The sequence below is a fragment of the Streptomyces sp. DSM 120436 genome (assembly GCF_055778765.1).
Map to the genome: position 1 here is coordinate 4,823,223 of NZ_JBSKBS010000001.1, position 8,112 is coordinate 4,831,334.

An 8,112-nucleotide genomic window follows, 5' to 3' on the forward strand; every position below is an offset into this window, starting at 1 on the left:
GGACGGCATCGCCCTTCCGCCTGTCCCCGGAAGCCGCCGCCCACGAGGACCTCGGCGCCGGGTCGCTCCCGGCCGCCGACCGCACCGCGCCGCTGTCGACGCGGTCCGTGTACAACAGCACCGGAACGCGCGAGCTCGGGGGGCGATCAGTGCTCCCGCGAGACCCACTCCGGCCGCACCCTGACGGGCTCCCGTCCCTACGCTCCGGCGACGTGCCGGTCCGCTTCGGTGGACGCGGTCCGCTGCGGAAACGCCGGCGCCTACGCCTACTGCTCCGGCGACCCGGTCGGCCGCGAGGACACCAGCGGCGATCCCAGCATCAACGACCCCTGGCACGAGGGGAAGGCCTGCGCCACGTACTGGTGGGTCTGCCGGGGAGTGGCCGACGACAGCTACCGGGCCTCGAAAGAGGCGGAGAAGGCCTGCAAGCGCCGCAAGAAGACGCTGAAGGACGGAAGGCCGACCGTGCGCTGACCGCACGGGCCCTTCATCGCCCGGATCGCGGAACATCGCAGCAGGGAGCGGTTCCATCCGGCCGTCGGCTGCGTCACGCCGTACGAGGCGAGAACCCGCTTCCGACAGCGACTCGGCCTCGCGGCACGGAACGGACGTGCCGGGACAGGCGGGATCACTTCGCTTCCGACAGAAACCGGATCCGCCCCCAGCGCGTTGACCGGGTGACGCCGCCCTGTCGTCGCGAGCCGGTGAGCAAGGCGAGTTCGCCGATTCCGGCTCCCGTGCCGCGTACGGATGGGCTCGCCGCGCACCGCGCAGCGCTGCGGGAGGGCCGGCGGCGGGAGCCGGGACACATCGGGAGGGAGAACGGGATGACACAGGCCGTGGTGGGTGATCCGGGCGAGCGGGTGCCGGGGCGCTGGTGGACGGTGCGTCTGGACGCCGTCGGCCGGGGCGGTACGGCCGTGCGCGTCACGTGCAGCCGCCCTGCCTGCGCCGAACAGCGTCTGCCGTCCACGGCCGCCGGGCGCGCGGCCGCGATCGCCCACCTCAAGGCCCACCTGCGCGCCGTCCCCGCCCCCAGGGCCGAGGCGTACTGCGCGTGCCGGGCCGAGAGCTGCCGCACCCACCTGCCCGACGCCACCGGCCACCCCGCGCGTACCGAACGCTGGCGGTGCGGCGGCCCGGTCGTCCTCACCGTCCTCGCCGACCGGGGAGGACGCTGGTGGCAGGCGATGGAGTGCTGCTCGCGGTGCGCGGCCGCCACCCCCGGGGCGAGGACCGTGGGCACCTCCCGGACGCCCGCCCCGCGGACCACCGGACGCCCGGCTCCCGCGACCACGGGCGTGGGAGCGCCGCGGTTCTCCGACCACCAGCCCCCCGCCGGGACGACGGCTCCGGCCCCGGCCCCCCGCTCCGTACCCGCACGGCACCGCCCACGCCAGGCGAAGATCGCCCAACGGGTCATCCCGCACGACCTGCTGCCCGGCACCCTGCGGGACGAACTCACCGAACTCGGCGACCTCTTCCGCGCCTACCAGCGGCGCGAACAACCCGACCTGGCGCTCCTCGCCGACCTCCAGGAACGCAAGGCCCGCGCCTTCACGGCCTGGGCCGGTGTCACCGGCGACGACGGCCTGCGGGGGGAGGCCCGGCGCGCCGAGCAGGCCGCCGCCACCATCCGCCGCCAGCACCGGCAGCGCGCCGGGGGCGTCACCGACGACGACGGTCCGGCCGTGACGCGGCTGCTGACCACACCGGCACAGTGGGAGCACGCGCGCTCCGTCCTCGCGCACGTGGCCGGCCACGCCCCGCTGCCCGGACCGGAGGCACGGCTGCTGGTGCTGATGCTGACCCTGCGCACCGCGCGCACCGGAGCCGGCAACCTCGTCGGCCAGGACGTCAACGGGCTGGGCCTGACCGATCCGCAGGACCTGGTCGAGAAGTTGACCGACTGCGGCTGGCTGTCCCTCCCCGGCACCGTCGACGACCTGCTCGCCTCCCGGCCGGAGAACCCCACCCCGATCACCGTCCCCTCCCTGGCGCCCTCCGAGGACGGGACGGGCCCGTTCACGTTCGGCAGGAAGACGCGGCCCAAGCTCTCCGGCTGGGCCCAGCGGGTCGTGACGGACAAGAAGCTCCGCAAGACCAAGGCCCTCGCCGGCCCCCGGCTGCTCGCCCTGACTCTGGCCACCCAGGCCGACGCCTCGGGCCGTCTCGGCCCCGGCGGCCAGGGCATCGCCCTGGACACCCTCGCCACCCGGGTCCCGGCCGACCCCGACGGACTCCAGGACCTGATCGACCGCCTGACCGCGGCGGACTGGCTCACCGGGGCCACCCTCACCGACACCCACCTCACCGGCTGCCTGACCGAACGCGTGCTGCCCCTCACCTGCCCTCTTCCCTAGGCCGTTTCTGTCGGGCCGGCTCCAGCGCCCCGGCGTAGTCGACGCCATCCGGTCCGCAGTCCTTCCTCGGGATCTTCGGCCGGGCCCCCGGGGTGTCCGCGTGGTCGTCCTCCATCCGCTTCTCCCACGCCTCCCGCGTGGGGAAGGCGAGCACCGGATCCGTCGCGTTCTGTGATCCACCAGGCATGAACCCCATGAGAACCCACCACTTCGGCACGGCCAACCGGTGGTCCTCCCCGGTGGTGCCGTCCCGCGCGGGGCGACCGCGCTCTCTTGAGCAGAAGCCGCCGCCCGCGCCGCCCAGCGTGAACACGTCCCGGGGCAGAGCGAGGAGGGCCGTTGTGGCGGCCATGCCCGAGCACGTCGGCGGTGGGGAGTTCACCACCGTACGGGTGTGTGCCCGCCGGGCTCTCGCCGGTCTGGGCCTGCTCCCGTCCCCGTCCTGCCCGGCGAGGGCGGCGCCCTCCGCTGGCCGCAAGGGGTCGTCGGGAGCCTCACGCACCGCACCGGGTACCGGGGCGCGGTCCTGGGCAGAGCCACGGAGCCCGCGATGACCGGCATCGACGCGGAACCCCACGCGCCGCTGCCCGAGGGGGTCCTCGAAGCGACCTCGCCGGCGACGGATCGCAGTCACCTGCGGCTCCCCGCGGCGGCGGACCCGGGCGCCCACTGGGACCGGCTGCTGTCCTGCAGGAAGGAGGCCGTCTTCAAGACGTGGTCCCCTTCACCGGGCAGGCCCTCGGCTCCTGGGGCGCCGACATCACCATCGACCTCGCCGGATCCGCCTTCAGCGCCCGCATCCTGGCTCCCCGCGCCCCGCCAGGCAGCGGCAGCCGCCCGGTCCGCCCGAACGACCGCTGGCCCACCCACGGCGGCCTCGCCCTCACCGCCGTCGCGGTCCCCGGCGCCGGGCGGGCGGCGTGAGCCGGTCCGTGACGTCCCTTCGACGGGTGCTCGGTCTACTAGGCTTCCTGGTGTTCGGTGTGCACGAGTGAGGGGCGGAGACGATGTGGCCGCGGGTCGACGGAATGCGGGCCATGGAGCTGGGGGCTCCGGGTGCCATGAGGGACGGGTTGAACGCTCTCGTCCTGGCGGGGGCCAAGCGCGCGACGACCGGACTCCTCGCCGAGTACACCGAGGAGAACGAGAGCCTGGAGCACGTCGGTGAGCGTCTGGCGCTGCTGGACAACGAGGGCCTTGCCGTCGGCATCCTGGAGATCACGGGCGTCGAGGTGAGGCCCTTCGACGAGGTGACGTGGGAGCACGCCGAGGCCGAGGGCGAGGGGGACACCGACCTCGAGGCGTGGCGCGCCGTCCACCGGCGTTTCTGGAGCGACGAGGGAACCCCGGTCGAGGCCGACACCCTGGTCGTCTGTCTGGCCTTCAGGCTCAGGGACAGCCCGGCCGTCGCGTCGCCGTCGGTGTGATCTGATGAGACGCTGTTCGCCGCGGTCATCTGCGTCCTGGTGTCCGGTTGCGCCTGGCGTGCGGGCCGCCGTGTTTCGATGTCTCGAAGTCGACCGCCCATCGGCGGTTCCTGATCTGGTCCGGAGCCGGCGTCTGGGGGGCGGCCGCATGAGGCCGTGCCGCACCGGCTCGACGACGCCGGACTCGTCGACGTCACCCGCGTCGTGCTCGACACCGCCCGCGTCCGCGTCAAAAAAGGGGGGGCGAACACACAGGTCCGAGCCCCGTGGACCGGGGCAAGCCGGGTTCCGGCATGCACGTCTTGCCGGACGCGAACGGCCCGCCCCTCCTCGTCTTCGACGGCCGCCTGCCGGCGGCCCGTCGTCCCGTCACCCGTGCACAGCGCGCCAGGAGCGGCAGGCGCCAGTGGTGCCGCTCCTGGCGGCGCGGGCGCGTCAGCAGGAACGTACGAAGGCGGCGAAGCGGTCGAGCGCCTCCTCGATGTCCTCGGGACCGAGCGCGCTGCACGACAGGCGCAGACAGCGCAACGGTCCGACACCGGTCCCGGTGTCCGCTGCCGCGGCGTCGTAGAAGTGGTGCAGTGGCGTCCACAGCACCCGGTGGTCGCGCGCCGAGCGCTCCAGTACCGCGTCGGTGACGTCGAACGGCACCCGGACGACGACGAAGAAGCCACCCTCGGGACTGTTCCAGCTCACCCCGGACACCGACGGGTCGGGGAAACGGCGGGCGAGTCCGTCGACGATCCGGTCGAGGCCCTCCCGGTACACCTCGCTCTCCCGTTCGTTGGCGCGGACCAGGCTGCACCCGTGCTCCAGCAGCCTGCCCCCGGCCACGGCCTGGGCGAGGGGTGAGGTGTTGACGGTGACCATGCTCTTGGCCCTGGCGAGCAGGTCGGCCAGGCGGGGCCCGTCCTCGACGGACTGGTCGGCCACCGCGTAACCGATCCGCACGCCCGGGAACACCGTCTTCGCCAGCGAACCGAGATGGACGACCCGGCGCCCGGTGTCAAGGGCCTTGAGGGTCGGCAGTCGCATCCCCCGGCGCGGGAAGAGGCCGTACGGGTTGTCCTCCAGGAGGAGGATGTTCTCCCGCTCCGCGAGGTCGAGGAGGTCACGGCGGACCGGTTCCGGCATCCGGATGCCGGAGGGGTTCGCGTGGTCGGGGACGACGTACAGGGCGCGCGGGCGCAGCCCGGCGGCGCGAGCCTCGTGGAGCCGCCGTCGCAGGTCGTCCAGGTCGACGCCGTCCGGGCCCTCGGCGACCGGGCGCACCGGCAGGTCCAGGAGCCGTGCCGCCCCGGTGACGCCGACGTAGGCGGGGGTGACGGCCAGCAGCACGTCGCGGCCGTCGCGGCGCAGCAGCCGAAGGGTGAGGAAGAGCGCCTCCTGGCAGCCCGTGGTGACGACGACGGCCTCCGGATCGACGTGGATGCCCTCGTCCTCGGCCAGCTGGCGGGCGATCAGCTCGTGGATGATGCCCTTGGTGCGTCCGTACTGAAGCAGGGTGCGCCGGACCCGCTGCTCGCCGAAGCCCCGTTCCGTGCGCAGGTGGTCGGTGAAGACCCGCAGCGCGCGGTGGATGTCCTCGACGTCGTAGAAGCCCTCGTACGGGGTGCCCGCGGCGAGGGAGAGCGCGTCCGGGTAACGGCCCGCGACCTCGTTGAGGAAGTTCATCGAGGACAGCAGCGGGTCGCCCACCGAGGGGTGGAGGGCGGCCAGGTCGAGGCTTTCCGTGGTGGTGGTCATCTCGCCTCACCTGCCGGGCCCACGACGGTGCGCAGCCGGGCCGCGGCGGCGAGGTCCGGGCAGCCGGCCAGCGCGAGGGCCAGTTCCAGCTCCTCGCGGACGAGGTGGAGCACCCTGCGTACGCCCTGTCGTCCTCCGGCCGCGAGGCCCCACAGCACGGGGCGGCCCAGCAGTACGCCGTCCGCGCCCAGAGCGAGAGCCTTCAGGACGTCCGTGCCGCTGCGGATGCCGCTGTCGAGGAGCACCTCGCACCGTCCCGCGACGGCCCGGGCCACGGCGGGCAGGGCGTCCAGGGCGGGAAGCGCGCCGTCGAGCTGACGGCCGCCGTGGTTGGACACCACCAGCGCGTCCACGCCGCAGGCGGCGGCGCGTTCGGCGTCGGCCGGGTCCAGCACGCCCTTGAGGACCAGGGGCAGGTGCGTGTGTGCGCGCAGCCAGTCGAGGTCGGCCCAGGTGAGGGAAGGGTCGACGACGTCGGCGGTCTGTGCGGCGACCGCGCTGACGCCGCTGCTCGCGGTGCGCGGCACGCCGTCGGGACGGGGGCCGAAGTGCACGGGTGACACCCCGTCGGGCAGGGTGAAGGCGCCGCGCATGTCGGCCGTGCGGCGCCCCATCCGGGGCGTGTCGACGGTCAGCATCACCGCACGGCAGCCGGCCGCCTCGGCGCGCTTCAGCAACTCCTCGGTGTGGCCGCGGTCGCGCAGCCAGTACAGCTGGAACCAGGTGACGGCGCCGGTGGCGGCGATGTCCTCCACGCTGCTGCTGCTGAACGTGCAGGCGGTGAAGGGGACGCCGGCGTCGTGGGCGGCGCGGGCGGCGGCCAGTTCGCCGTCCGGGTGCACGGCCCGCTGGTACGCCATCGGGGCCACGGCCACCGGGAGGGCGCAGTCCGTGCCGAGCAGGGCGCGGGCGGTGCTCACGGACGAGACGTCCGAGAGCACCCGGGGGACCAGATGGAGCCGGTCGAACGCGGCGCGGTTGGCGCGGAGGGTGAGTTCCGCGCCCGCCGCCCCGCCGACGAAGCGCTCCACGCCGGCGGGCAGGACCGCCGCCGCGAGCGCCTCCGCGTCGGCGGGGGTGAGCAGGCCGGCGACCGCCGGGTCGGTCACGCGGCCTCCCCGTCGGCGTTCGCGGCGGCCTCGTGCTCGGCCTTCTCCGCCTGGACGGCGTCGTACAGCGCGCGGACGTTGCCGCCGCCGAAGCTGTCCGCGCCGGCCCGCTCGATGATCTCGTAGAAGACCGTGCGCCTGGGGTGGACGGTGCGCGTGAAGATCTGGAAGAGCTGGCCGCCGTGGTCCTCGTCGGCGAGGATGCGGGCTTCGCGCAGCTCGGCCATCGAGTGGCGGTTCAGCTTCAGACGCTGCTCCAGCCGGTCGTAGTACGTGTCGGGGGTGCCGAGGAAGACGATGCCGCGTTCGAGCATGCGGTCGACGGCGGTGACGATGTCGGTGGTGGCGAAGGCCAGGTGGTGCACGCCGCCGCTGCCGTGCCGCTCCAGGAAGTCGCCGAGGTGACCCGCGTCGTGCTCCGGGCTCGGCGCGAGGATGGTGAAGGTGAGGTCACCGGCGGGGCTGCGGACGGCCTTGGAGTCCATGGCCTCGGTGCCCTGCACCATCAGCTCCTCGTAGACGGACGCGTAGCCGAAGACCCGCTCGTAGTAGCCGGTGCTCTCGGCGAGCTGCCCCATGGGGACGCTGACGGCGACGTGGTCGAGGACGGTGAGCCCCACCGGCTCCCCGGACGCCTCGGCGGGCTCGGCCACCGGCTCGAAGCCGGGCAGGGGGACGGCCGTGTCCGTGTGGCCGGCGGGCCGCTGGACCAGGGTGTGGCGCACGTCGTCGAAGCCGGCGGCGACGGCGGCGGTGACCCAGCCGTCCCGCTCCGCGGGCTCGGCGAGGGGTACGGCGGAACGGGAGACGGCGTCGGCGAAGGCCTCGCGTGCGTCAGCGGCGCTCAACGCGATGTCGGCTATGCCGTCACCGTGCCGCGCCACGAAGGCGGCGGCCGGGTGGGTGTCGTCGAGCGCCTGGGTGACGACCAGGACGATGTCGGCCTGGCGGAGCGCGAGGGAGCGGGAGGCGCCCTCGGGGCCGCCACCGCGTTCGGCGGTGGCGCAGACCTGGAAGCCGTAGCCGTCGACGAACGCCGACGCGGCGGCCTCGGCGTCGGTGACGTACAGCTCGACGTGGCTGACGCGCAGGGCGGTGGCGGGGGTGTGGTCCGTCATGTCGTTCTCCTCACGGAGTGGGAAAGGGCGGCGGGCGGGGCGAGGGGTGGTCACTGCCCGGCCATGGCGTCGGCCAGGCTCTTCGGCCGCATGTCCGTCCAGTTCTTCTCGACGTAGTCCAGGCACTCCTGACGGCTCGCGGCCGGGAGGGCCACGGTCCAGCCGGCGGGGACGTCGGCGAAGACCGGCCACAGGGAGTGCTGGAGTTCGTCGTTGACGAGGACCAGGTACTGGGCGTCGTCGTTCTCGAAGGGGTTGGTCGTCATGGTCGTGCTCCGTGCTCCGTGCTCGGGATCAGGGGATCGGCGGCGGGGCGAATCGATTCGACTCGGGCCGGGGTGTGTTCGGG

General features: G+C 74.1%; 9 protein-coding genes and 2 pseudogenes. 6 read left to right on the plus strand and 5 right to left on the minus strand.

Translation table 11 applies throughout. The annotated features are described in order from the left end of the window. Positions 1-228: 228 nt before the first annotated feature. Complete coding sequence (locus tag ACWH4W_RS21440; RefSeq protein WP_473077331.1) at positions 229-474, plus strand: hypothetical protein; 246 nt, start codon at positions 229-231, stop codon at positions 472-474. Between the two features lie 353 nt (positions 475-827). Continuing rightward, positions 828-2,363 carry a hypothetical protein gene (locus ACWH4W_RS21445; RefSeq protein WP_473077332.1) on the plus strand — a complete coding sequence of 512 codons (1,536 nt, stop codon included), beginning with the start codon at positions 828-830 and terminating at the stop codon, positions 2,361-2,363. Here ACWH4W_RS21445 and ACWH4W_RS21450 read toward each other — a convergent pair. After that, positions 2,344-2,715 (minus strand): hypothetical protein, encoded by a 372-nt coding sequence (locus ACWH4W_RS21450; RefSeq protein WP_473077333.1) that lies wholly within the window; start codon positions 2,713-2,715, stop codon positions 2,344-2,346. The two genes, ACWH4W_RS21445 and ACWH4W_RS21450, sit on opposite strands and share 20 nt — an antisense overlap. 42 nt (positions 2,716-2,757) lie before the next feature. On the opposite strand from ACWH4W_RS21450, the pseudogene ACWH4W_RS21455 reads away from it, so the two are divergent. From ACWH4W_RS21455 to ACWH4W_RS21470, 4 genes and pseudogenes are all read left to right on the plus strand, one after another. Continuing rightward, positions 2,758-2,880 (plus strand): annotated as a pseudogene (locus ACWH4W_RS21455) (hypothetical protein); the annotation flags it as partial. 197 nt (positions 2,881-3,077) lie between these two features. After that, on the plus strand, positions 3,078-3,287 hold the full coding sequence (locus ACWH4W_RS21460; protein ID WP_473077334.1) for a hypothetical protein: 210 nt from the start codon (positions 3,078-3,080) through the stop codon (positions 3,285-3,287). Positions 3,288-3,436: 149 nt separating this feature from the next. Continuing rightward, a complete protein-coding gene (locus ACWH4W_RS21465) occupies positions 3,437-3,790 on the plus strand; it encodes an ASCH domain-containing protein (protein WP_473077335.1) in 354 nt (117 codons plus the stop codon). A 3-nt stretch (positions 3,791-3,793) separates the two neighbouring features. Next, positions 3,794-4,125, plus strand: a pseudogene (locus ACWH4W_RS21470) (transposase); the annotation flags it as partial. Between the two features lie 100 nt (positions 4,126-4,225). Here ACWH4W_RS21470 and ACWH4W_RS21475 read toward each other — a convergent pair. The 4 genes from ACWH4W_RS21475 to ACWH4W_RS21490 are packed head-to-tail and all read right to left on the minus strand — an operon-like array spanning position 4,226 to position 8,029. Beyond that, entirely contained in the window at positions 4,226-5,536 is a 1,311-nt protein-coding gene (locus ACWH4W_RS21475) for an aminotransferase-like domain-containing protein (protein ID WP_473077336.1), read from the minus strand. Further along, positions 5,533-6,645, minus strand: coding sequence for an alpha-hydroxy acid oxidase (locus ACWH4W_RS21480; RefSeq protein ID WP_473077337.1), 1,113 nt, complete (start codon positions 6,643-6,645; stop codon positions 5,533-5,535). Before ACWH4W_RS21480 ends, ACWH4W_RS21475 begins: the two co-directional genes overlap by 4 nt. Beyond that, positions 6,642-7,763 (minus strand): 4-hydroxyphenylpyruvate dioxygenase, encoded by a 1,122-nt coding sequence (gene hppD, locus ACWH4W_RS21485; protein WP_473077338.1) that lies wholly within the window; start codon positions 7,761-7,763, stop codon positions 6,642-6,644. The genes ACWH4W_RS21480 and hppD overlap by 4 nt, the downstream gene beginning before the upstream one ends. A gap of 50 nt (positions 7,764-7,813) precedes the next feature. After that, positions 7,814-8,029: an MbtH family protein gene (locus ACWH4W_RS21490; protein WP_106410863.1), complete on the minus strand. Its 216-nt coding sequence runs from the start codon at positions 8,027-8,029 to the stop codon at positions 7,814-7,816. Positions 8,030-8,112 lie beyond the last annotated feature (83 nt).

Bases quoted from the DNA above. Each gene is read 5' to 3' on its own strand.
- hppD (WP_473077338.1), bottom strand. From the start codon at position 7,763: ATGACGGACCACACCCCCGCCACCGCCCTGCGCGTCAGCCACGTCGAG.
- ACWH4W_RS21445 (WP_473077332.1), top strand. From the start codon at position 828: ATGACACAGGCCGTGGTGGGTGATCCGGGCGAGCGGGTGCCGGGGCGC.
- ACWH4W_RS21490 (WP_106410863.1), bottom strand. From the start codon at position 8,029: ATGACGACCAACCCCTTCGAGAACGACGACGCCCAGTACCTGGTCCTC.
- ACWH4W_RS21450 (WP_473077333.1), bottom strand. From the start codon at position 2,715: ATGGCCGCCACAACGGCCCTCCTCGCTCTGCCCCGGGACGTGTTCACG.
- ACWH4W_RS21475 (WP_473077336.1), bottom strand. From the start codon at position 5,536: ATGACCACCACCACGGAAAGCCTCGACCTGGCCGCCCTCCACCCCTCG.